Origin of the sequence: Maricaulis sp. W15 (assembly GCF_001924955.1) — a bacterium.
GTDB classification, from domain to species: Bacteria; Pseudomonadota; Alphaproteobacteria; order Caulobacterales; family Maricaulaceae; genus Maricaulis; species Maricaulis maris.
In genome coordinates, this window is sequence record NZ_LQXG01000019.1 from 104929 (window position 1) to 125858 (window position 20930).

The 20930-nt window shown below is 65.2% G+C and carries 21 protein-coding genes; 8 read left to right on the plus strand and 13 right to left on the minus strand.

The window, feature by feature from the left end; all coding sequences use genetic code 11:
- The first annotated feature begins 4 nt into the window (after window positions 1-4).
- A complete protein-coding gene (locus tag AWH62_RS13300) occupies window positions 5-1042 on the plus strand; it encodes an ABC transporter ATP-binding protein (protein ID WP_075190985.1) in 1038 nt (345 codons plus the stop codon).
- Between the two features lie 238 nt (window positions 1043-1280).
- Here AWH62_RS13300 and AWH62_RS13305 read toward each other — a convergent pair whose 3' ends face one another.
- From AWH62_RS13305 to AWH62_RS13320, 4 genes are all read right to left on the minus strand, one after another.
- Complete coding sequence (locus tag AWH62_RS13305; RefSeq protein ID WP_075190986.1) at window positions 1281-2354, minus strand: Glu/Leu/Phe/Val dehydrogenase dimerization domain-containing protein; 1074 nt, start codon at window positions 2352-2354, stop codon at window positions 1281-1283.
- A gap of 119 nt (window positions 2355-2473) precedes the next feature.
- Window positions 2474-2998: a uracil-DNA glycosylase family protein gene (locus AWH62_RS13310; RefSeq protein WP_369823724.1), complete on the minus strand. Its 525-nt coding sequence runs from the start codon at window positions 2996-2998 to the stop codon at window positions 2474-2476.
- Window positions 2999-3050: 52 nt separating this feature from the next.
- Window positions 3051-3323 (minus strand): DUF3253 domain-containing protein, encoded by a 273-nt coding sequence (locus AWH62_RS13315; RefSeq protein ID WP_075190988.1) that lies wholly within the window; start codon window positions 3321-3323, stop codon window positions 3051-3053.
- Window positions 3324-3335: 12 nt separating this feature from the next.
- The gene (locus tag AWH62_RS13320; RefSeq protein ID WP_198928902.1) at window positions 3336-3806 is read right to left on the minus strand and encodes a PaaI family thioesterase; all 471 of its coding nucleotides are present in this window, start codon (window positions 3804-3806) and stop codon (window positions 3336-3338) included.
- A gap of 120 nt (window positions 3807-3926) precedes the next feature.
- Here AWH62_RS13320 and AWH62_RS17225 point away from each other — a divergent pair, with 120 nt between their 5' ends.
- Window positions 3927-4649 carry a DapH/DapD/GlmU-related protein gene (locus AWH62_RS17225; protein ID WP_075191150.1) on the plus strand — a complete coding sequence of 241 codons (723 nt, stop codon included), beginning with the start codon at window positions 3927-3929 and terminating at the stop codon, window positions 4647-4649.
- A gap of 5 nt (window positions 4650-4654) precedes the next feature.
- Here the strand turns inward: AWH62_RS17225 and AWH62_RS13330 are convergent, their stop codons facing one another.
- Both AWH62_RS13330 and AWH62_RS13335 read right to left on the minus strand, forming a co-directional pair.
- Complete coding sequence (locus AWH62_RS13330) at window positions 4655-5248, minus strand: hypothetical protein (protein ID WP_143743057.1); 594 nt, start codon at window positions 5246-5248, stop codon at window positions 4655-4657.
- 584 nt (window positions 5249-5832) lie between these two features.
- Window positions 5833-7110: a NupC/NupG family nucleoside CNT transporter gene (locus AWH62_RS13335; protein WP_075190990.1), complete on the minus strand. Its 1278-nt coding sequence runs from the start codon at window positions 7108-7110 to the stop codon at window positions 5833-5835.
- A 96-nt stretch (window positions 7111-7206) separates the two neighbouring features.
- On the opposite strand from AWH62_RS13335, the gene AWH62_RS13340 reads away from it, so the two are divergent.
- Both AWH62_RS13340 and AWH62_RS13345 read left to right on the plus strand, forming a co-directional pair.
- Window positions 7207-7422 (plus strand): DUF1289 domain-containing protein, encoded by a 216-nt coding sequence (locus AWH62_RS13340; RefSeq protein ID WP_083635216.1) that lies wholly within the window; start codon window positions 7207-7209, stop codon window positions 7420-7422.
- Between the two features lie 4 nt (window positions 7423-7426).
- Entirely contained in the window at window positions 7427-8146 is a 720-nt protein-coding gene (locus AWH62_RS13345) for a TIGR02281 family clan AA aspartic protease (RefSeq protein WP_158025632.1), read from the plus strand.
- A gap of 10 nt (window positions 8147-8156) precedes the next feature.
- Here AWH62_RS13345 and AWH62_RS13350 read toward each other — a convergent pair whose 3' ends face one another.
- Window positions 8157-8975 carry a sulfite exporter TauE/SafE family protein gene (locus AWH62_RS13350; protein WP_075190992.1) on the minus strand — a complete coding sequence of 273 codons (819 nt, stop codon included), beginning with the start codon at window positions 8973-8975 and terminating at the stop codon, window positions 8157-8159.
- Window positions 8976-9971 (minus strand): tRNA dihydrouridine(20/20a) synthase DusA, encoded by a 996-nt coding sequence (gene dusA / locus AWH62_RS13355; protein WP_075190993.1) that lies wholly within the window; start codon window positions 9969-9971, stop codon window positions 8976-8978.
- A gap of 157 nt (window positions 9972-10128) precedes the next feature.
- On the opposite strand from dusA, the gene AWH62_RS13360 reads away from it, so the two are divergent.
- The 4 genes from AWH62_RS13360 to AWH62_RS13375 all read left to right on the plus strand — a co-directional run bounded on the left by AWH62_RS13360 (window position 10129) and on the right by AWH62_RS13375 (window position 15701).
- Window positions 10129-10680 carry a hypothetical protein gene (locus AWH62_RS13360; protein WP_075190994.1) on the plus strand — a complete coding sequence of 184 codons (552 nt, stop codon included), beginning with the start codon at window positions 10129-10131 and terminating at the stop codon, window positions 10678-10680.
- A gap of 76 nt (window positions 10681-10756) precedes the next feature.
- Window positions 10757-12322 carry an EAL domain-containing protein gene (locus AWH62_RS13365; protein WP_075190995.1) on the plus strand — a complete coding sequence of 522 codons (1566 nt, stop codon included), beginning with the start codon at window positions 10757-10759 and terminating at the stop codon, window positions 12320-12322.
- 21 nt (window positions 12323-12343) lie between these two features.
- Window positions 12344-12901, plus strand: a complete 558-nt coding sequence (locus tag AWH62_RS13370; protein ID WP_075190996.1) for a response regulator — start codon at window positions 12344-12346, stop codon at window positions 12899-12901.
- Between the two features lie 73 nt (window positions 12902-12974).
- Window positions 12975-15701 carry a PAS domain-containing sensor histidine kinase gene (locus AWH62_RS13375; RefSeq protein ID WP_075191152.1) on the plus strand — a complete coding sequence of 909 codons (2727 nt, stop codon included), beginning with the start codon at window positions 12975-12977 and terminating at the stop codon, window positions 15699-15701.
- Window positions 15702-15729: 28 nt separating this feature from the next.
- Here the strand turns inward: AWH62_RS13375 and AWH62_RS13380 are convergent, their stop codons facing one another.
- From AWH62_RS13380 to AWH62_RS13400, 5 genes are all read right to left on the minus strand, one after another.
- On the minus strand, window positions 15730-16278 hold the full coding sequence (locus AWH62_RS13380; protein WP_075190997.1) for a periplasmic heavy metal sensor: 549 nt from the start codon (window positions 16276-16278) through the stop codon (window positions 15730-15732).
- A complete protein-coding gene (locus AWH62_RS13385; protein ID WP_143743059.1) occupies window positions 16275-16685 on the minus strand; it encodes a hypothetical protein in 411 nt (136 codons plus the stop codon). Before AWH62_RS13385 ends, AWH62_RS13380 begins: the two co-directional genes overlap by 4 nt.
- Window positions 16685-17362: an RNA polymerase sigma factor gene (locus AWH62_RS13390; protein WP_083635217.1), complete on the minus strand. Its 678-nt coding sequence runs from the start codon at window positions 17360-17362 to the stop codon at window positions 16685-16687. Before AWH62_RS13390 ends, AWH62_RS13385 begins: the two co-directional genes overlap by 1 nt.
- Window positions 17363-17391: 29 nt before the next feature.
- Entirely contained in the window at window positions 17392-17961 is a 570-nt protein-coding gene (locus AWH62_RS13395) for an EF-hand domain-containing protein (protein WP_143743060.1), read from the minus strand.
- Between the two features lie 72 nt (window positions 17962-18033).
- Entirely contained in the window at window positions 18034-20919 is a 2886-nt protein-coding gene (locus AWH62_RS13400) for a bifunctional [glutamine synthetase] adenylyltransferase/[glutamine synthetase]-adenylyl-L-tyrosine phosphorylase (RefSeq protein ID WP_075191001.1), read from the minus strand.
- Between the last annotated feature and the right edge of the window lie 11 nt (window positions 20920-20930).

Genomic DNA, 20930 nt, shown 5'->3' on the forward strand with positions numbered 1-20930 from the left:
CTGCATGACGGACGCCCCGACAGTTTTGAGCATTCGCGGCGCAGAACGCCGCTACCGGGCCGACCACGCCGCTTTGGCTGGCGCCGACCTCGACCTGCATGCCGGACGCATCACGGCGCTGCTGGGTCCCTCAGGCAGCGGCAAATCCACCCTTCTGCGCGCCATCGCCGGACTGGAACGCCTGGAGGCGGGTTCGATCTGCCTCGGCGACACGATCTGGAATGACGCGGCCACCCATGTCGCCCCGGAAGCGCGCCGGGTCGGGATGGTGTTCCAGGACTATGCCCTTTTCCCGCACATGACGGCGCTGGCCAATGTCGCCTTCGGCCTGATAGGATCGGACAAGACGGCGCGAGCCCTGGCCCAACTGGAGGCCGCCGAACTCGGCCACAAGGCCAAGGCCTATCCGCACGAGCTTTCCGGCGGCGAACAGCAACGTGTTGCCCTGGCCCGCGCCCTCGCGCCGCAACCGGCTGTCGTACTGCTGGACGAACCCTTCTCCGGCCTCGACCGGCGCCTGCGCGGCGAGTTGCGCGAACGCACGGTCGACACGCTGCGTGTCGCCGGCACCACCGCCCTCATCGTCACCCATGACGCTGAAGAGGCGATGGCCGTCGCCGACGAGCTGGCATTGATGGATGGCGGCCGCATCATCCAGACCGGCCCGCCCGACGAGGTCTGGATGAGTCCGGTCAGCGCTACGGCCGCCAAGCTGCTGGGTGATGTCGAGATTATCGAGGCACGCGTCACAGCCGGTCAGGCCGAAACACCCTTCGGACCCGTCGATGCCAACGGGTTCGACGAAGGCCAGCCGGTCGCTGTGCTGATCCGCCCGCGCGCCTTCGCGCTGAGCCTTGATCCCGATGGCCCCTGCACCATTACCCGCCGCCGCTCTGCCGGGCCGCACCTGACGCATCGCTTTGCCAGCGAAGCCGGAGAGTGGACGGCACAAACGCCGGCCCCGTCGCCGATCCGCGAAGGCGATCGGGTGAATGTCGAGTTGGATCCGGCTTATGTGCGGGTTGTGGCGACGAGCGCGTAGGCGCAGACCTGTCCATACATCCCTTGCCGAGAGAACCGGATGCGGCCCGCTGGCTGACAAGGGATGTATGGATGATACCGCGCTAAGCGCGACTTAGCACCACATAGGTCCCCAACTTGCGCCCGGCCTTCGCCGAGCATCCATCAGGGACGACAAAGGGGCTCTATACCCCCCCACACAGCAAAACGCCCCCACCATCCGGCAGGGGCGTTTCAGCGCAAGCGTCTTTCAGTGTGACTTAAGCGGCTTTGCCCAGCTTGGCGGCGCGCTTTTCCTCGATGCGCTGACGGGCAATTTCGTCAGCGATGAGGTTGGAGGGGCGGCCTTCGCGGTCCGACTGGTCGAGGATTTCGCCGAGGGTCTTTTCCAGACCGATCAGCTTGCCCTTGACCCATTCCGGATTGAAGTCGCCGGCAATTTCGCCCATCACATTGATGATGCCACCGGCATTGAGGACATAGTCCGGCGCGTAGATCATGCCGCGTTTGAGCAGTTCGGCGCCCATTTCACGGGTTGCGAGCTGATTGTTGGCAGCGCCGGCGATGATCTTCGCCTTGATGCGGTCAATCGTGTCCGGATTGATGATCGCGCCCAGCGCACACGGGGCAAAAACGTCGACATTCTGGTCGTAGATCTCGTCGAGACCGACAATCGTGGCGCCGTATTCCGCCTTCAGGCGCTCGAGGCCGTCCTGGTTGATATCGGTGATGAAGAGCTCGGCACCCGCCTTGGCGAGATGACCGGCGAGATAGGTCGCGACATGGCCCGAGGCGCCCTGGATGGCGACCTTGACGCCGGAGAGGTCGGACTTGCCCAGTCCGCGCTCGATGCAGACCTTCATGCCACGGAACACGCCCTCGGCGGTCACCGGCGACGGGTCACCCGAGGCGGCCTTGCCTTCCGGCAGGCCAACCACATGCGCCGTCGAGGCGCGAACCGCCATCATGTCGTCAGGACTTACGCCGACATCCTCGGCCGTGATGTACTGGCCATTGAGACTTTCAACAGCGCGGCCAAAGGCTTCAAACAGGGCGCGGCGGTCAAACGAGCCTTCCGGCTTCATGATCACGGATTTGCCACCTCCGATCGGCAGATCGGCCATGATATTCTTGTAGCTCATGCCCTGGGACAGGCGCAGCACGTCCTGGAGGGCGGCGTCGGAGCTGGGATAGGACCACATGCGGCAACCGCCGCAGGCCGGACCGCTGACCGTGGAATGGACACCGATCACGGCTTTCAGCCCGGTCACTTCGTCGGTCGCGAAGAGAATTTTCTCGTGATTGTCGAAAGACGGATGCTCGAGAACGCTCATAAGCAGCAAACCCTTTTATTCAGCTGTAGCGACCACCTGTGACGGGGTCACGATTTCGGGCGCCGGAATACCCTTTCAGACGACAACACACAAGCGCTCGAAAACACCCCGAAACGTGGTCACGGTAACAAATCTTTTATGCGGCATCGCAGCATCGGGAGAATTATTTCCCCAAACCAGGGGTTTTTGCGCAACCAGGCACTATTTCGCCACGACGGGTGCGGGAGCGGCAGAAAATCGGGCGCATAGCGGTCCGCATGGCGCACGGTTTCGGTGAGTGTCTTGTGCGCCTGCGAACCCAGCCAGAAGCGCTGCGCGTACTGCCCCACAAGCAGCGTCAGCCCGATATTGGGGAGTTGCTCGCGCACCCGCTTTTGCCACAGCGGCGCGCATTCGCGGCGCGGCGGCAGGTCCCCCCCCTTGGCGTCAAGACCGGGGAAGCAAAAGCCCATAGGAACGATGGCGAGTTTTGTGGGGTCGTAGAAGGTCGCCTCGTCCATCTGCAGCCAGTCACGAAGACGGTCGCCGGACGGGTCGGTGAAGGGTTTTCCGGACGCATGCACGCGCGTGCCCGGCGCTTGCCCGACCAGCATGATGCGGGCGTCCGGATGGGCCTGGATGACCGGACGTGGTTCGTGCGGCATCTCTCCCGCACAGACCCGGCAGGCGCGGATATCCGCCAGCAGCGTGTCGAGATCAGGCGCGGCCAATCCGCCAGACACCCTTGAAAGTCTCCGGATCCTCGACCGGCTTGCCCTTGCGCAGGATCGTCACCTTGCCAGCCTTGGCCAGACGAATGGCGGCCTGGCGGACATGGCCGAATTTGCGATTGAAACGCTCCGGATCGACTGCCTTGGCGACATCGGCGGGCGAGACCGAGCGGTTTTCCGGCGCGGCAGCGACCAGCGCCAGGATGATATCCTCGATCGGATCGGGGCCGGTGGGCTCGGTGTCAGGCGTATCGGTCATCGGGCTTGGGCCTCAGCTGGTCTTGGGCGGCAGGGAATAGGTCGCACTGGCATGGGCGATCAAGTCGTCTGTACCGTCCGCCATGATATCACATTCGGTCACCGCCAGTCGCGAACCCAGTTTGAGCAGGCGACACTCGCCTGTGACCGGGCCGGGCGGTGCCTTGCGCAGGAAATTGATGTTGAGATTGGTCGTCACCGCCAGCGCCTGCTTGCCGACATGGCCGAGAATGACAGCGTAGGCAGCGAAATCGGCGAGGGTGAAGAGGGTCGGCCCCGACACGGTTCCGCCCGGCCGCAAATGCTCGGCCCGGGCCTCGGCCGACACCCGCGCCCGTCCCGGCTCGATGGCATCAATGCCGAACCGGATCCCGCCCTGATTCCATTGCGGGAAGACCGCGTCGAGATAGGCGGTGACCGCCGCTGCATCCAATTCAACCTTGTAAGTCACCGCAACGCTCCGGCCCTGACCTCCGACCTGCATCGCAGGCAAGACAGGGCCGGTCCCTTATTGTCTCATGTCGACGAAACACTTGCCTTCGCGGGCCGCTGCGGCAAGCCGCAATGCCAGCCCGCCTCCGACCCACCCAACCGGGACACCGCCATGCGCCGCGACCATCGCCCTTATTGGATGCACCAGGCCTGGGAGCAGTTCGAGAACGCCTGGGCACGCCATTTCGTGTGGCCGCACTTTGCTGAAATCGGCAGGGAACCCAAGATCGTCCAGCCCTGGGCGCTGGAAGTCTTCGGCCCCAATATCACCGTCGGCGATTATCTCCACGTCATCGCCAACAAGGCCGACCAGGTCCGCCTCACGGTCTGGTCGCCGCAGACCCAGGCCGGACGGATCAGCCTGGGCGATCATGTCTTCCTGGCACCGGGTACGCGTATTCTGGCGGCCGGCGAGATCGAGATCGGCGATGCCTGCCTGATCGCCAACAAGGTCACCATCACCGATTGCGACTGGCATTCCATCCATGACCGCGTCGACCCGCAGCCGGAGTTCAGACCGGTGAAGCTGGGCAAGAATGTCTGGATCGGCGATGGCGCCTTTGTCGGCAAGGGCGTCACCATTGGCGATCATTCCGTCGTCGGTGCCCGCTCGGTGGTGACCAAGGACGTCGAACCCTGGACCATCGTCGCCGGCAATCCGGCAAAGGTGATCAAACGCATCGACCCCGACGCCCCGATGAAAACCCGCTCCGACCTGTTCGCCGACGCGGAAGGCCTCGACCGCTTCATGGACACGGCCTACCGGCAGTCCCTGGCGAGAAATTCGACGGTGGGCTGGTTGCGCAGCCGGCTTTGGCCGGCGCGGGGGGATTAGATCAGCTAGGAAGCATCCACTGACCCCACCTGGCTCTGGGACAGAGCCGCGCAGATTTCTCCGAATGAAACCAACATCTCCTCCGCATCTGGCCACTCGTGTGCCAGACCATTGTCCAGACGGGTGAGAACCCCTTCGGTGGACAGCACATAGGGGGCGTCCAAGGCCGTCATGCTCCGCTCCGCGTGCGCCTCGTCTGAGTTCATAGGCAAGGCGTCAAAACGCATCAGCCAGCTTTGACGACCGCTTGGCGTGGTGGCGGACAGGCTGACCTCAAAAACTGCGTCACCATCGTCATCATACCGGCTCAGGTGAAGCTCCACCTCGCCGACGTCAACGTTTTCTGTTGCTTCCACCTGACGCTGCAGCGCCAAGCGGCCGGCACGGCCGAATGGAAGCTCCATTTGCCCGCGCAAATTCGCGGGAACAGATGTCCGCATGGAAAACCGACCCGGCGACTGCGGATCAATGACCGGGCCATCGCAGACGATCACTGTCCGCGCCCAATCAAGCGTCATCATGTCTTGTTCGACGTCGGGAGAGCTCGCGCACGCGGCAAGGCCGGCGGCGATCAAGGTCGGTGCCACAAGATTTCGCACGGCGCAGCCCTTTCCACCAGATCAGGGAATGAATGCAAGCTTGTTGCAAACCGCAGCAATAGACAACCCATAATTGAGTTTTGATGTCCCTCGCGCCCCTCACCGACCGGCCGCCTCTGGCGACCACACTGCAGTTGGCCGGCAAGCGCTACCCGCTCGATTTCGCCGGCCGACGCGGGGGGATTGAGCGCGCCTTTCCTCCCCACATCGTGGGGAGGTGGCTTGGCGCGGAGCGACAAGACGGAGAGGTGGCGCCGTGGGCAGCATGCGGCCCCTCCTCGCTATGCTCGGCCCCATCGACCTCGGCTTCGCGATGCGAATCCGAGCCCACTTCCCCACGCTGTGGGGAAGAAAACGGGCGCCAATCCCAACCCATTTTTCCCGGAGGCGCGACGCGCCATCCGGGACCGACGGGAGACTCATCGCTTGCCGGACAGATTGGTTGGTCCCGGCTCTCCGCCCCGCTTTTGCGGGGCTGCGGCCGGGAAAAATGAGTCTGTGTTCGGTGCGGTCTTCGATTGTCATCCCTGATGGACGCCCGGCGAAGGCCGGACATTCGACAGGGACGACAAATGGGTATCCAACTACCCGAACAAGCCCTGCGGCAGCACGCCAATCGCGGCGCCCGTCATCAGCGTTGCCAGCGTGCCGGAGATCAGCGCTTTCGGTGCCAGCTGGAGGATGTCCTCGCGGCGTGAGGGGGCAATCGCCACCAGGCCGCCGGTCAGGATGCCGACGCTGGAGAAATTGGCGAAGCCGCACAGGGCATAGGTCATGATCAGACCGGTGCGCGGCGAGAGCTCATCGCCGATCTGGGCCAGGCGGTCATAGGCATAGACTTCGTTCAGGGCCGTCTTGAGACCCATCAGGGAGCCGGCCTGGGTTGCTTCCGACCACGGCACGCCGGCCAGCCAGACGATGGGCGCGAACAGCCAGCCCAGTATGCGGTCGACCGACAGACCGGCGCCGAACACGTCCGGGAAGAGCCCCAGCATAACGTTGAGCAGGGCGACCAGGGCGGTGAAGACCAGCAGCATGAAGATGATGTTGAAATAGAGCCGCATCCCGTCCGACACGCCGGTTGTCAGCGCATCCATCGAGGAGTGATAGATCTGGGTCGGCACTTTTTCCTTGGCCTCGGCCTCGGGCGTCATGGCTTCGGCCGGCATCATCAGGCGCGACAGCAGAACCGCAGCAGGCACCGAGATCAGCGAGGCGGTGAAGATATGGCCGGCCGCGCCGTCAATGATGCCGGAAAGCTGCGAGACATAGAGCGCCATCACCGAGCCGGCGACGGTGGAAAAGCCGACCGTCATGATCAAAAAGAGGTCGGAGCGGCTCATATCAGGCAGGCGCGGCCGGATGAGGACCGGGCTCTCCGTCATGCCCAGGAAGATGTTGGCGGCGGCGCCGAGACTGGCCGAGCCGGACAGGTTGAGCAGACGCTGGAAGGCATAGGCAAAGGCCCGCACCAGGACTTCAAGAACACGCCAACGCCACAGCAGGGCCGACAGGGCCGAGAGCACGATGACCATGGGCAGGGCCTGGAAGGCAAAGAGGAAGCCGGAGCCGCCGGCCGGATCGGTCACCCACGGGGCTTCGGCGCCAGCGAGATAGCCAAAGACGAATTGCGCCCCCTCATTAGTCACCTCCTGCAGCACGGCGACGACACCGGTCAGCGATTGCAGGAAGGCGCGGAAGGGCGCGACCGTGTAGAGAAGCGTGGCGATGACCAGCTGCAGGCCGATGGCCCCGACGAGCAGGATGACAGGAAAGCGTTTGCGCGGTCCCAGGAGCCAGGCAATGCCTGCAAGAAGAAACAGGCCCGCAAAGCTGCGCCCCTGCAGGAGAAGGTCGTCCATGAAAGTCCCCGGCCGGTCAAAACGGGACCATATTCCGCCCGCCCCTGCGGCGGCAAGCACTTGCCTCAACCGGTCACAGGCGGAATGCTGCAGCGCATGACACAAATGCCCGTCCCGACCCCGATCAAGACGCCCTGTGTTCAGGTCTGCTTCGTTGATCCCAAAGCACAATTATGTGTCGGCTGTTTCCGGACCCTGGAGGAGCTGGGTCGCTGGACGCGTTACAGTGATGACGAGCGCGCGGCGGTGATGGCGGCTTTGCCGCAGCGTGAGGCGGCCTATGCCGCAGCGCGCAAGACTGCACGGGATTGACATGATGCGTCAGCTGATCGTCCGCTTCGCCCTGCCCGCGCTTGTCCTTGCCATCGCGCTGGTCGTCCTGCGTGTGCTCAGCTGGCCCTTGTGGACCGAAGTCGAGCCACTGCTCCGAAGCGTCTTCATGGCGGTCGTCCTGACGCTTTTGGGCCTTGCCCTGCTCGGCTCTGCCCTCGCTGCGGACCGCACCCGTCACCGCAATCTCATTGCCTGGGTGTCAATCAGCGTCGCGGCATGCAGTGTCGCCATTCTCGATCGTGACTATTCGGACTGGCAATACGAGGACCTGTGGGGCGCCGCACCGGTCGACGCCGGCAGTGCCCGTCGCAGCCAGGGCGGCGTGCAGCTGCGCGATGGTGCGATCGTGCTGGAGCGTCAGTTCGACGGGCATTTCTACATCGATACCGAGATCAACGGGACCGAGGTCACCTTTCTGGTCGATACCGGCGCCACGGGTGTCGCCCTCTCGCTGGACGATGCCCGACGTGTCGGCATTCGCACCGATCGGCTCGACTTCACCATCCCGACCTCGACCGCCGCCGGCCGGTCGATGGCCGCCGCCGTCGAGATCCGCTCGCTGGCGCTGCCCGGACGCACGTTCGAGCGGGTATCGGCGCATGTGATGCGTGGTGGCGATCGATCCCTGCTCGGCATGACTGTGCTGGAACGCTTCGATGTCATCGAGATCCGCCGCAACCAGCTGATCCTGCGGTCGGAGTAACCGGTCGCTGTCAGCCCGCCGCCAGCCAGGCCTCGCGCACCAGCATGACGCCGACAATCACCAGGCCAACCGCGAAACAGCGCTTGAGGGTCTTTTCCGGCAGCGAATGCGCCAGCCTGGCGCCGAGCGGGGCAACGAAGAAAGCGGCGCCGGCCAGCAGGGCGAAGCCGGGCAGGTTCACATAGCCGAGCGAATACGGCACCGCGTCCTGGCCCCAGCCATTGACGACGAAGCCGACAGCGCCGGGAAAGCCGATGGCAACGCCAAAACCGGCAGCGGTGGCGACCGCCTTGTGGATCGACTTGCCGCACAGTGTCATCAGGGTGACGCCGAGCACACCGCCGCCAATCCCCATCAGGGCTGACAATACGCCGATTGCGCCGCCCAGTCCCCAACGCAGGGGGCCACCGGGCATGTCGTCGGCCAAGCGCCAATCCGGACGCCCGAAGAAGAATTGCGCTGACAGCAGGACCGCCATGGCCCCGAACAGGCCGGTCAGGAAATTGCCGGGCAGCATGTGCGCAATACGCGAGCCGATCAGTGTGCCGATCACGATCCACGGCCCCCAGGCGCGCAGGACCGCGAAATCAACCGCCCCGCGCTTGGCGTGAGCGGCAACCGAACGGGCCGAGGTGGCAATGATCACCGCCAGCGAGGTGCCGACCGCGACCTGCATGATGCGCGGATCGTCATAGCCGAGGAATTGAAAGGCATAGAACATGGCCGGGACCATGACGACGCCGCCACCAATGCCGAACAGGCCCGCGATCAGTCCGGCAAAGGCGCCCGTCGCCGCCATCGCCAGCACCAGAATCCAGATATCGGTCATTCAGGCCGCCTCATCGCGCGGCGACACGGCCGCTTGCGCTTCCTCGAGAATGTCGAGACCGGCACCCGCGCGCGGCGCCTTTTCCGACAGGATGCGCCGCCACTGGCGCGCGCCCGGCTCGCCGGCGTAAAGGCCGAGCATGTGCCGGGTGATGTCATGCAGGCGGCCGCCATTTTCCAGATGCGCCGCGATATAGGGTCGGTAGGCGTCCAGCGCCTGCGACCGGGTCGCCACCGGGTCGGTCTCGCCAAACAGGGTCGAGTCGATGCGGGCGAGTATCCAGGGCGTGTGATAGGCCGCGCGACCGATCATGGCGCCGTCCAGATCGGCGCTCTCACGGACCGCATGGTCGAGGTCTTCCAACCCGCCATTGAGGATGATTTCCAGCTCCGGACGTTCGGCCTTGAGCCGGCGCACCAGATCATAATCAAGCGGCGGGACGGTGCGGTTTTCCTTCGGACTCAGCCCGTTGAGCCAGGCCTTGCGGGCATGTACGGCAAAGCTCGTCACGCCGCGCGCGGCGCAGGCGTCGACCAGGGTGAAAAGCGCGGCTTGCGGCTCCTGCTTATCGACGCCGATCCGGCATTTCACCGTCACCGGCACAGTGACCGCCTCGCGCATCGCCGCGACGCAATCGGCAACCAGTTCCGGCTCCAGCATCAGACAGGCGCCAAAACGGCCCGACTGGACCCGGTCGGACGGGCAGCCGACATTGAGATTGATCTCGCAATAGCCGAAATCCTGCGCCGTGCGAGCGGCAGCCGCGAGCTCGGCCGGATCCGAGCCGCCCAGCTGGATCGCCACCGGATGTTCGGAGGCGTCAAAGCCGATCAGGCGCGCCGTCTCGCCATGGATGATCGCCTTGTCGACCGCCATCTCGGTATAGAGAAGCGCGTTTCGCGTCAGGACACGGTGAAAGGCCCGGCAATGCCGGTCCGTCCAGTCCATCATTGGCGCCACGGAGAGGCGGCGCGAAAAGGTCGAAGGCGTCTTCATGCGCGCCACATAGCCTGTGCAGGCCTGTCGGGCAACGCGGCACGCCCGCACCGGTCAGCATGGGGGCTGCGCCGGCAATCCTTCAAATCCAATCTGTTCCGTTCACCGGGTTTAAACGTGGACATGATTGTGTGAGGCGGGCGAGGGAGTTTGACGCATGGCCAAGGCAGTCTTTCACAAGCATCAGCGTGTCTACGTCGCACCTGTGGGGACTTGGGCGCTGATCGAACAGGTCAAGCCGCACTGGGTGAAGGATGTCGAGGAGCCGATCCGCATTGCCTATGATTGCGGGCTTGGGCGCGACTTCACCGCCGATGAACTTGCCGCCGAACAGGCCGACCATGTCGAGGCCGGCCACTGGCGCGTCCTGCGCGCCCGCAACAAGTGGCAGAGCATGGAGGAATGTGCCGGGCATCCCTTCCCCGGAACATTCCCCGTCGTGGTCACCGAGGCGATGGATTGGGGCGGCTGGCGGGTGCCCGCGGCGGAATATGACCGTGATCCGCACCGTATCGAAGCCCAGGCCCGCCTCCTCGCCAACAGTCCGCGCCTGCTGGAAATTGCCGAACATCTTGCAGCCCTCGCGGGCGAGGACGGTGAATTGCCACCAGCGCTGGCCGAACTTTCGCACCGTGCAGAGAGCATTTTGAAGGACGTCAACACCAAGCCCGCCAAGCGTGGCGGGGCGGCTCGCCCGCAAGCTGCCTGATTCACCTAAAATTTTAAGGGCGTTCTAACGTTTGTGCACGGAAACTGTCCGACCTGTGCATACAAGTGGAATCTCCATGTCCCTGGTCGAACAACGCAACCGGTTCCTGTCCTTTGCCTTCGCCGCCGCCGACATACTGATTGAAACCGATGGCAAGGGCCGCGTGACCTATGCGGCCGGCGCTGTCGCCGCGCTGGGCGAGCCGCAATTGACCGGTACCGGCGAGGATCTGGCGAAGCGCTTCGACCGGACCTCGCGCCCGATTTTTCAAGCCACCATGCATCGTCTCAAACCCGGCCGCCGCCTCGGCCCGGTCCGGATCGCTGTCGGCGGTCGCGAATGCCGTCTCAGCGGCTGGATGCTGGGCGAAGATGACCGCATCCGCTGGAGCTTGTCCTACGAGGCCATGCACGCGCCCGACGAACTTGACCCGCAGGCCTTTGAACGCTGCGCCGAACGCGCGATCGAGAAAGCCCGCTCGGCCGGCGTCAACATGGCGATGTCAGTGTTGCGCATTGACGCTGGCGACGCGCTCGACCGCCTGATCGGCGATGCCCGCGCCGCCGCCGTCTACCAGTCTGTCGCCGCCTCCTGCACCCTCGCCGTCGGCGATGACGGGGTCGCCCGCCAGGTTGATGAAGAACGCACGGCGTTGATCCATGATCGCAATGTCGATCTGGAAAACCTGCGCACGGAAGTGAAAGCCAGCCTCGCCGATGCCGGCCTGCCAGACGCCGAAGTCGTGATCGAGTCCGTTGCCGATGCCCCCAGCATCGAGCCGGGCATCGCCATCCAGGCCTTCCTCTATGCGATCAATGAAGCCGCGCAGAGTGACAAGGCGCTGGACATCGTCAGCCTGCAGGAAGTCGCCGAAGGGATGATGCGCGAGAACGAACGCCGCATGACCGAGCTGCGCACCACCATCGCCGGACGGGTAATCGAACCACACGCCCAGCCGGTGGTGGAGCTGGAGACCGGCAAGGTCCACCACTATGAACTCCTGCTGCGCCTGCCCGACGGCAAGCCGGTGCAGGACAGTGTCGGCTTTGCCGAAAGCACCGGCCTGATCTACGAGATCGACTTCGCCATGACCGAAATCGCGGCCGCCTTCCTGCGCGAAGATTACGACCGCCCGGCGCTGGCGGTGAACCTGTCCGGCAAGTCTCTGACCAACATGGCCTGGGGCAAACGCTTTCTGGCCCTGCTCTCCGATCTCAAGATCGACCGCTCGCGTCTGAGTTTTGAACTGACCGAGACGGCCACCGTCTCCAATATCAAGGCGGCCAACGCCGTGATCCAGAAAATCCGCGAACGCGGCCACCAGGTCTGCCTCGATGATTTCGGGGCCGGCTCGGCCGGCTTCCACTATCTGCGCGATTTTCCGGCCGATGTGGTCAAGATCGACGGCAGCTATATCAAACAGTTCGAACACTCCAAGCGGGACGCAACCCTGCTCAAGGGCATGATCAATATCTGCCGCAGCCTTGGCGCCGCCACGGTCGCGGAAATGATCGAGACAGAAGCCCAGGCAACCACATTGAAGGGTTTTGGCGTGACCTATGGCCAGGGTTACTATTTCGGTAAGCCTGTGCCGCTAAGCTCGCTCAAGGATCCGAAGAAGAATGCGTCGCGCGCGGCGTGACGCAACCGAGGTAGGCAGACCATGGCCGTGGATTTCAGCCGTGTGCGAGTTCTGATCGTCGACGATAACGGCTATATGCTGACCATTCTGCGCACCATTTTGCACGGGTTCGGCATCAAGCAGATTTTCGAGTCGAAAGACCCCGCCGACGCGTTTGACCTGGTCCGCTCAGATTCCGTCGACATCATCATCACCGACTACCAGATGGAAATTCTCGACGGGCTGGACTTCGTACGCCTCGTGCGGACCGCTGACGACAGCCCTAATCCGCTTGTGCCGATCATCATGCTGAGCGCCTACTCGGAGAAGTCCAAGGTCATGGCGGCGCGGGATGCCGGCGTGACCGAGTTCTGCTGCAAACCGGTCACCGCAAAGGAAATGTTCTCCAAGATCGCCTCGGTGATCAACGAGCCACGGCCCTTCATCCGCAACAAGAATTATTTCGGGCCAGACCGGCGGCGCGCCAATCAAGACGGCGGCGCCTACAAGGGTCAGGAACGGCGCAAGGCGCGCCAGAAAGTGGGCGCCGATATCGAGGCGTCCGATACCAGCCAGGACGCTGATGCCGGTGAGGCATGAGTTCCGTTTGAAAGCCCGCCTTGGCCGGTCGACACGGGCCGCCGACGCACCTTAGTTTGAGACAATGAATCAGATGCGGTTCGATCAGCGCCCGTCCCTGGACAGGGTGGTCAAATCCCCTTCCCGGGGAGCGCAGGCGCGCGACCGCAATCCGAAGCCCGAAAAACCGGCCAGCAAGCGGGCCAGCGGCGCGATGTGGATCATTCTCGCCATGGTGTTGTTCACCCTGGCCTATGGCGGCATCCTGCTGGTCAAGATCCAGCAGGAACGCGAAATCCTGATCACCGAGGCCGAGCGCTCGCAGGCCAATGCGGCCGGCTATCTGGCCGAGCGCGTGACAGCGCGGATTGCCGAAGCCCGCTACGCCCTCGCCTTTGCCGCCGCCGACCTGCGTGACGCCGCACCGGACGCGGTTGAGGGCCTGGCTCGCGCCCGCCTCGCCGCGATCGGCGGGTCCGAACTCGTCGCGGACATTGCCCTGCTACTGCCCGGTGGCCAGGTGATCGCCGACGGCACGCCGGTCGATGGCCTGCGTGACATTGCCGGCGCCGCACTCGATGCGCCCTCGGGCCTGACGTCCGACGTGTCCGGCAATGCGGCCTATCTGGTGCTGGCCGTTCCGGCCCCCTTGAGCGACGGCACGGTCGGCGCTTTCGTGGCCCGGCTGAGCACCGAAACCGCGCTGCCTGACTGGGGCGATGACCGCGTTGTCGCGCTGGCCGATGCCGGCGGCGGCATGCTGGCCATCCGTCCACGCATGCCCAGCGCTCGCGCCGGCACCCAGCTGGCCGAACGCTTCGGCCTGCAACCGGGCTATATCGACGCCCTGGCCGAGGGTGGCGGCGGTGCCACATCCGATGCCCGCTTCGGTGAGGAACGCGTGACCTTCGCCGTGGCCCCGATCACCGGCACGGAATTGCGCGTCTACGCCCTTGGCGCGATGCGCATCAACCAGAACGCCTGGTACCGGACCATCTCCTTTTACGGGCTGATGTTCATCGCCCCGATCTTCGTCGCGCTCGGCCTGTGTGCGCTGGTCTTCATGCAGATGGGTCGTCTGCGCTCGACACGGCAGCAGCTGGAAGACAATGAACAACGCTTCCGCGTCGCCATCGAAGGCGCACGCTGCGGCGTGTGGGACTGGAATCCGGAGGCCGACACGGTCTTCGTCACGGACAGCCTGGCCCGGATCCTGGGACTGGACGCCGCCATCGAATGTAGCGGCCAGCAATTCCTGCAACTCTTTTCCAAGCCGGACCGCGAGCGCCTGCGCGCGGCCATGCGCGGCGCCCCGGCCGGTGCAGAGGTCGACCATGAAGTCCTCGCGGCACGGTCACCGGTCTGGCTGCAGATGCGCGGTCGCATCCTGCCGGGCGGCGAGGCCAATCACACCCGCATCGTCGGCGTCGCCATCGACGTCACCGAGCGCAAGGGCGCCCAGGCCCGCGTCGCCGCCGCCGAGAGCCGGCTCCGCGCGGCACTGGAATCGATGTCGGAAAGCTTTGTCCTCTGGGACAGCCGTCAGCGCCTGGTGCTGTGGAACCGCAAATTCCGTGACCTGTTCGACTTCGCCGAAGGCATGCTCAAGCCCGGTATGAGCTATGAAGCCGTCGAACAGGCTGCCGCCCGGGCCATCAAGACCGTTCATGGCGGCACCGAGGGCAAGGCCGCCTATGAGATCGAGCTGTCGAATGGCCGCTGGCTGCACTATTCCGACCGCCCGACCGCCGATGGCGGCCTGGTCTCGGTGGGTGCCGACATTACCGACCTGAAACACCATGAGGCCGCCCTCACCGAGAACGAAGCCCAGCTGCGCAAGACCGTCGACGACGTCAAACGCTCGCAGGCCCGCATCGCCGACCTCGCCAAGAAGTACGAGGAAGAGAAGATCCGCGCCGAGGAAGCCAACCGGTCAAAGTCCGAATTCCTGGCAAACATGAGTCACGAGCTGCGCACGCCGCTGAACGCGATCAACGGCTTCTCCGAAATTATGATGCAGGAAATGTTCGGTCCGCTCGGGGATGACCGCTATGTCGGCTACATGAAGGACATCCTGTCCTCCGGCCGTCACCTGCTGGAACTGATCAACGACATTCTCGACATGTCGAAGATCGAAGCCGGCAAGATGCAGCTTCAGCCCGAACCGACCGATGCCAGCGAGCTGGTCGAGCAGAGTATTCGCATTGTCCGTGGCCGGGCCGAGGAGAAACGGCTGCAACTGCGTGCCGATGTTTCCGACCTGCCCGAGATCGAAGTCGATCCGCGCGCCTTCAAACAGGTCATGATCAATCTGGTTTCGAACGCTGTGAAGTTCACGCCCGAAGGGGGCCGGGTCACCATACGCGGCTTCCTGTCCGGCCTCGGCGTCGCCTTCCAGGTCTCCGATACCGGCATCGGCATTGCCAAGGACGACCTGCCGCGCCTCGGCCGCCCCTTCGAACAGATCGAGAGCCAGCATTCCAAGAGCTTCCAGGGCTCCGGTCTCGGCCTGGCCCTGTCGAAATCCCTGATCGAACTGCACGGCGGAACGCTGTCGATCGAGTCGACGCTGGGTGAAGGCACGACGGTGTCCATCGTTCTGCCGATCAGCCAGGACCAGCCGATCCCGCGCGACGCCATCCGCAAGGTCACCGGCGGGTCCGATGCCGACATTGACGGCGACGACGTCAGCGCCGAGGCGGATGTCGACACCCACGCACCGCTCGGCCTGTCAGCGGGTCTTCAGAGCGATGACGGCTTTGATGCGGATGATGAGTTCGTCGACAGCGAAACGCCGGCCCGCTTCGCGGCCGGCGAATAATCATCCATCCATTTCGACTGTCGCGGCGTTATTGCCCGGCAGGCGGCCGGGGTTCGTCGCGACGATCACGGCGGGGTCCGCGTCGTCCCCGTGCCTCACGCCCGATCCGGTCACGACCGGCCTGGAGCGCTGCGGCCCGGGTTTCGGCATCAAGTCCGGCGACGACGTCGAGAACAACCGCTTCGATGCGCGCCTCCATCGTCCGCTGGCTTTCGCGCATCCGCGCCATGGCCGCGGCGACCGCATCGGCGTCAAATTCCTCGGCAACCAGCAGGGCATCCAATTCGCGCCGGGCGTCCCGGCCCTCACCGGCGATATCGCGCATCCCGGCAAAGCTGTCGCGCAGGCGGCTCCGCGCCTCATCACGCGCCTCATCGGGTAGCGCTTCGACAAAACCGCGCAGGTCAAACCCGCCGCGGCCGGTCGGACCACCGCGGGGCGGCGTCCCGGGCTCGTATTCCTGCCGCAGCTGCCAACGCGGACCATCGGTGCTTCGATGCACCAGATAGCCCACAAGGGCGCCATTGATCAGGACGGACCCAACCAGGGCAATGATCCAGGGGAGCGCCGGTCTCATGCGTCCTCTCCCAGCCAGTCAACCCAATCCTGCTCGTATCCGGTGAAAGCGTCGGCGTAGATCATGTCGGTATCGGCCCCGGTTCCGGTCAGCGCACCGCTGGCAAAGCCGGCAAAGACACCGACCAGGAGTGCGGCCGCGATCGCCGACGGGGCCATCCAGGCCGGCAGGCCGGTCGGCACCGGCAATTGTGCCAGCAGACGGCGCTCCAGCAGCGGTGCCTCGATCACCGGTTCGACCAACCGGTCGAGCAGCTCATCCAGCACCATTTCATCGCTGGTCGCCTCGACAACGTCCGCGCGGTGGTTCGCCGCGAAGGCTTGTGCCGCGACGCGCTCATCATCAGGCCAGCGGGCCGGATCGGCGCCATAGACCTCGAGAATTCGAAAGAAGCGTTCCTCAGTCATCATTCGTCACCGTAACGGGCGTTACCGCCCTGTGCATAGCTGGCTATCAGATCGGGCGCATCGCCCAGAAGCACGGCCTTGAGCTTGCGCCGGCCACGGGCCAGCAGGGATTCGAGGGCATCGACGCTCACAGACATGATGTCCGCCGCCTCGATATTGCTCATTTCCTGGAAATGAACCAATTCAAGTGCCTGGCGCTGGCGCTCCGGCAATTGCGCCACAGCGGCAGCGACGCGATTGCCGCTTTCCGCCTGTTCCATCCGGGCATCCTGACCGGGCGCACTGTCGGCGCGCTCGGGGACGGCATCCGTCAGTATCTCGCGTCGCTTGCGCAGCCGGTCATAACAAAGGTTCAGCGCGATCCGGCAGACCCAGCTGGAGACCCGGGCCTGACCCGGCTGCCAGCGTCCGGCGGCGTTCCACACGCGCAGGAAAGTTTCCTGCGCCACATCCTCGGCTTCCATCGGATCACCCAGCGTGCGCCGGGCGAGACCGAGGATGCGGGACATGTTGGCCGCCATCAGCTCGCGCGCCGCATCGCGGTCGCCAGCGCCGATACGCGCCATCAGGCGATCCTCCGCCGCCCGCACCCCGGCCGGAGCCGGGGTGACGGGTAGCGACCGTTCGCGGACACGGCCCGACAGGGTTCCGGCAGCAGCCGGTTCGTCAGTCTTCATACCGTGTCCGTCGAACATCAGCGAAACCGCTAGTTCCGCCACCAATGCCGGCGATCCTGTCGCTGTTCCACAGCCGCGTCCAGCTCGTCCGGCGTGATCGAGCCGTTCTCATCGCTGTCGAGTCGGGCAAAGAGCCGGTTCTCGCCACCAAGGAATTCGGCCCGGGAAATCCGGCCATCCTCATCAGTGTCGAAACGGCGGCCGGGGCCTTCACCTTCGCCGCCGCCGCGGCGCGATCCGCGGCGATGCCGGCGACGGTCATTGCCTTCGCCCTCATCGGCCCGCGCCTCGCGCTGCGCCCGCAGACGTTGCCGGACCGGCGACGCATCGGCGCTATCGAGATAGCCATCACCATTGCGATCCATCCAGGCAAACATTTCCGCCTGCAAGGCATCGACCTCGGCCCGGGTGATGGTGTTGTCGCCATTGGCATCGGCCGCGCGCAACATGCTCATCGCACGATGGGCGCCACCGGCACCATGGCCACCACCCTGGCGGTCACCGCCATGGCGTCCGCCCGGACCCTGGGCCTGGGCCACGGCACCGGCCAGCAACAGGCAGGTCGAGCTCATCAATATAATCAGTCTGGAAGTTTTCATGACGTCGTCCTTGTCGTTCAAAGCCTCGCTGTGAGTAGAACGGGACAGCGGCCGATATCCGTCGCGGCGGCGTCACATTTTTCCGACCCGCCGCCCAAACACCTTGCGGACCTCGGCCATGCGCGTCCCGAGGGCCGCCGACAGGGCCTCGATCTTGCGACAGCCGGCCAGTTCAGCGAGACGGGCCGCGAAGCCGCTGCTGGCCTGGGCCGGGTCAAAGCCCGAGCCATGCGCACAGCGGATCATCTGCAACACGCCCAGTTCGAGCTGCAGGGTTTCGGTGAGCAGCTTGACCTCACCGGCCGGCAGGATGCCCGCCTCGCCCAGCGCCGTCAGCGCGTCCGCGGTCGAAGCGCGCAACACATCGGCTTTGCCGGCATGGATGAGTTCCAGGGTCTGGGCAATGAATTCAATGTCCTGCAGACCGCCCGGCCGCGCCTTGAGGTCCCAGTCCGACCGTGGTGGTTTGGCCTCGGCGAGGCGGCGACGCATCGCCAAGGCGTCGTCCCGCACCCCCTTGGCGTCACGCGGCCGGCACAGCGCCCGCTCGAACGACGCCTCAACCGCTCGCGCCAAGGGGCCATCGCCGGCGATGATGCGGGCCCGGGTCAGGGCCATCATCTCCCAGGTCCAGGCCTCGTGCGGGTAGTAACTGTCAAAACGTGCCAGCGAGACGGCCACCGGTCCCGCCTTGCCCGACGGGCGCAATTGCATGTCGACCGTGTAGAGCTCGCCCTCCTCGGTCGGCGCCGACAGGGCGCTGATGATGCGGGTGGCAAACCGGCCGAACCAGGCTGGCGCGGTATCGTCACCGTCATAGATGATCATGATGTCGAGATCGCTGTCGGCGGCGAGTTCGCGGCCGCCCAGCTTGCCCATGCCCAGGATCACCCCCTCGCCCGGCATCGGGCCGTAACGGCGCTCGGTCTCATCCTGGGCGGCCCGCGCCATGGCCGCGAGCGTGGCATCGGCCATGGCCGAATAGGCGACGCCGGCGCTTTGCGCGCTCGCTGTACCCTTGAGGATCTGGGTGCCGATGCGGAAGCGCTCCTCACGCACCCGGCGGCGCGCCGCGTTGAGCGCCGCCTCATAGTCACCGGCCCGCGCCAGGGCTTCGCCCAAACCATCGTGAAAACTGTCCGGGGCGTCCTGGTCGAGCGGGACCGAAAAGCGTTTGTCCAGCATGGCATCAAGCAGGGCCGGACGTCGCGCCAGATCGGCGGCCAGTCGCGGCGCGAGCGTGAGGATGCCGATCAGGTCGGCGGCCAGCCCCGGCTCATTGGACAGGAGTGAGAGCGGCTGCACCCCCATTGGCAGATTTTCGAAGAAGGCGGCAAAGCGCGTCATCGCCGCATCCGGCTCGCCAGTCGCCGCCATGCGGTCGACCAGTTGCGGCGCGATACGCGCAAACAGGGCGCGCGCGCGGCTTGATCGCACCGCCCTCACCCGCCCCGCGGCCCAGCCATTGAGCGTGGCCCAGACCGAGGCGGGTTGGGAAAAACCCAGCGTTTCCAGCGTGGTGATCGTGTCCGGTGTCGGCTCAACCCCGGTCAGGATCAGCGAACCCGCTTCTGAAGCCAGCGCCTCGTCATCCTCGAACTGGTCCGAGAAATGCCCGTGCACCCGCTGCAGGCAGGCCTCGACCGCCGCCTCGAAGGCAGCCCGGTCGACAAATCCCGCCAGGGCGGCAAGGTCGGCACGATCATCGTCATCGAGCGGTACGGTCTGGCTGGGTTCGTCCTGGCGCATCTGCACCCGGTGTTCCCAGCTGCGCAGGTCGCAATAATCGGCCGACAGCGAAGCGACGACTTCCGCATCCACCGCACCGGTTTGGCGCAGCGCCTCAAGCGCTGCCAGGGTCGCCGGCGCCCGCACCCGTTCGTCACGACCTCCGAAGACCAATTGCGGGATCTGGGCGTAAAACTCGATCTCGCGAATGCCGCCACGCCCGAGTTTGAGATCATGCCCGGCCGGGCGGATTTCGGCCCGTCGTCCGACCGTCTGGATCTGCCGCGCCAGGCCCCGGATGTCGTCGATCGCGGCGTAATCCAGCGAGCGACGCCAAATGAAGGGTTGCATGTGCGCAAGAAAGCGCGCTGCGGCGGCGGTGTCGCCGGCGCTGGCCCGGGCCTTGATCCAGGCCGCCCGCTCCCAGGTCTGGCCGAGGCTCTCATAGTAGTTCAGCGCCGCATCGGTCGAGATGATCACCGGGGTCGCACCGGGATCCGGCCGAAGCCGCAGATCAACCCGGAAGACATAGCCGTCTGCCGTGACGTCCTGCAGCGATTTGACCACGGACTGGATCAGGCGCGGCAAACGCCGCCGCGGCTCCTCGCTGTCGGGCAGGGACAAGGCCTCGGCATCATAGACGGCGACCAGATCGATATCTGAGGAATAATTGAGATCACCCGTGCCCATCTTTCCCAGGGCGAGCAGGATCACACCGGGAAGCGGATTCTCCGGATCATCGACCGGATGGGCACGGCCCTGTTCGGCGAGAAAGCGGACATGGGCGTGCAGGGCCGCCTGCAGGGCAGCGTCCGCCAGCCGGGTCATGGCCCCGGTGACGGACCGTACACCCCAGACCCCCGCCAAATCCGCCAGCGCGGTGACCAGGTGGGCGTCGCTCTTGGCCTGGCGCAAGGCGATATCGAGCTCACCGACATCCGGCGCCCCGGCCCCCGCGATGCGAAGATTATCGATGGCCATCCCGATCAAGCGGTCCGGCGTCTCCATCACACAAGCGGCCAGCGTATCCGGTCGCCGCTGTGCCAAACGAGCCAGATAGGGCGCGGCCGCGAAAACCGTGTCGAGAAAGGCCTCGACCGGCGCAACCGCCAGGCGCACAGGTGCCGGAAGCGCCGCAATCACATGCGCAGCGGCACCGGGCGTCCGTCCCGGCAAGGGCGCCAGGCCGGCCGGCAGGGTGGGGCTGGATTGCGTGTCGGCTTCGCTCATGACGGGCAAGT

Coding starts and splice junctions, on each gene's coding strand:
- AWH62_RS13300 (WP_075190985.1), top strand. CDS start 5: ATGACGGACGCCCCGACAGTTTTGAGCATTCGCGGCGCAGAACGCCGC.
- AWH62_RS13305 (WP_075190986.1), bottom strand. CDS start 2,354: ATGAGCGTTCTCGAGCATCCGTCTTTCGACAATCACGAGAAAATTCTC.
- AWH62_RS13310 (WP_369823724.1), bottom strand. CDS start 2,998: ATGCCGCACGAACCACGTCCGGTCATCCAGGCCCATCCGGACGCCCGC.
- AWH62_RS13315 (WP_075190988.1), bottom strand. CDS start 3,323: ATGACCGATACGCCTGACACCGAGCCCACCGGCCCCGATCCGATCGAG.
- AWH62_RS13320 (WP_198928902.1), bottom strand. CDS start 3,806: ATGCAGGTCGGAGGTCAGGGCCGGAGCGTTGCGGTGACTTACAAGGTT.
- AWH62_RS17225 (WP_075191150.1), top strand. CDS start 3,927: ATGCGCCGCGACCATCGCCCTTATTGGATGCACCAGGCCTGGGAGCAG.
- AWH62_RS13335 (WP_075190990.1), bottom strand. CDS start 7,110: ATGGACGACCTTCTCCTGCAGGGGCGCAGCTTTGCGGGCCTGTTTCTT.
- AWH62_RS13340 (WP_083635216.1), top strand. CDS start 7,207: ATGACACAAATGCCCGTCCCGACCCCGATCAAGACGCCCTGTGTTCAG.
- AWH62_RS13345 (WP_158025632.1), top strand. CDS start 7,427: ATGCGTCAGCTGATCGTCCGCTTCGCCCTGCCCGCGCTTGTCCTTGCC.
- AWH62_RS13350 (WP_075190992.1), bottom strand. CDS start 8,975: ATGACCGATATCTGGATTCTGGTGCTGGCGATGGCGGCGACGGGCGCC.
- dusA (WP_075190993.1), bottom strand. CDS start 9,971: ATGAAGACGCCTTCGACCTTTTCGCGCCGCCTCTCCGTGGCGCCAATG.
- AWH62_RS13360 (WP_075190994.1), top strand. CDS start 10,129: ATGGCCAAGGCAGTCTTTCACAAGCATCAGCGTGTCTACGTCGCACCT.
- AWH62_RS13365 (WP_075190995.1), top strand. CDS start 10,757: ATGTCCCTGGTCGAACAACGCAACCGGTTCCTGTCCTTTGCCTTCGCC.
- AWH62_RS13370 (WP_075190996.1), top strand. CDS start 12,344: ATGGCCGTGGATTTCAGCCGTGTGCGAGTTCTGATCGTCGACGATAAC.
- AWH62_RS13375 (WP_075191152.1), top strand. CDS start 12,975: ATGCGGTTCGATCAGCGCCCGTCCCTGGACAGGGTGGTCAAATCCCCT.
- AWH62_RS13380 (WP_075190997.1), bottom strand. CDS start 16,278: ATGAGACCGGCGCTCCCCTGGATCATTGCCCTGGTTGGGTCCGTCCTG.
- AWH62_RS13385 (WP_143743059.1), bottom strand. CDS start 16,685: ATGACTGAGGAACGCTTCTTTCGAATTCTCGAGGTCTATGGCGCCGAT.
- AWH62_RS13390 (WP_083635217.1), bottom strand. CDS start 17,362: ATGAAGACTGACGAACCGGCTGCTGCCGGAACCCTGTCGGGCCGTGTC.
- AWH62_RS13395 (WP_143743060.1), bottom strand. CDS start 17,961: ATGAAAACTTCCAGACTGATTATATTGATGAGCTCGACCTGCCTGTTG.
- AWH62_RS13400 (WP_075191001.1), bottom strand. CDS start 20,919: ATGAGCGAAGCCGACACGCAATCCAGCCCCACCCTGCCGGCCGGCCTG.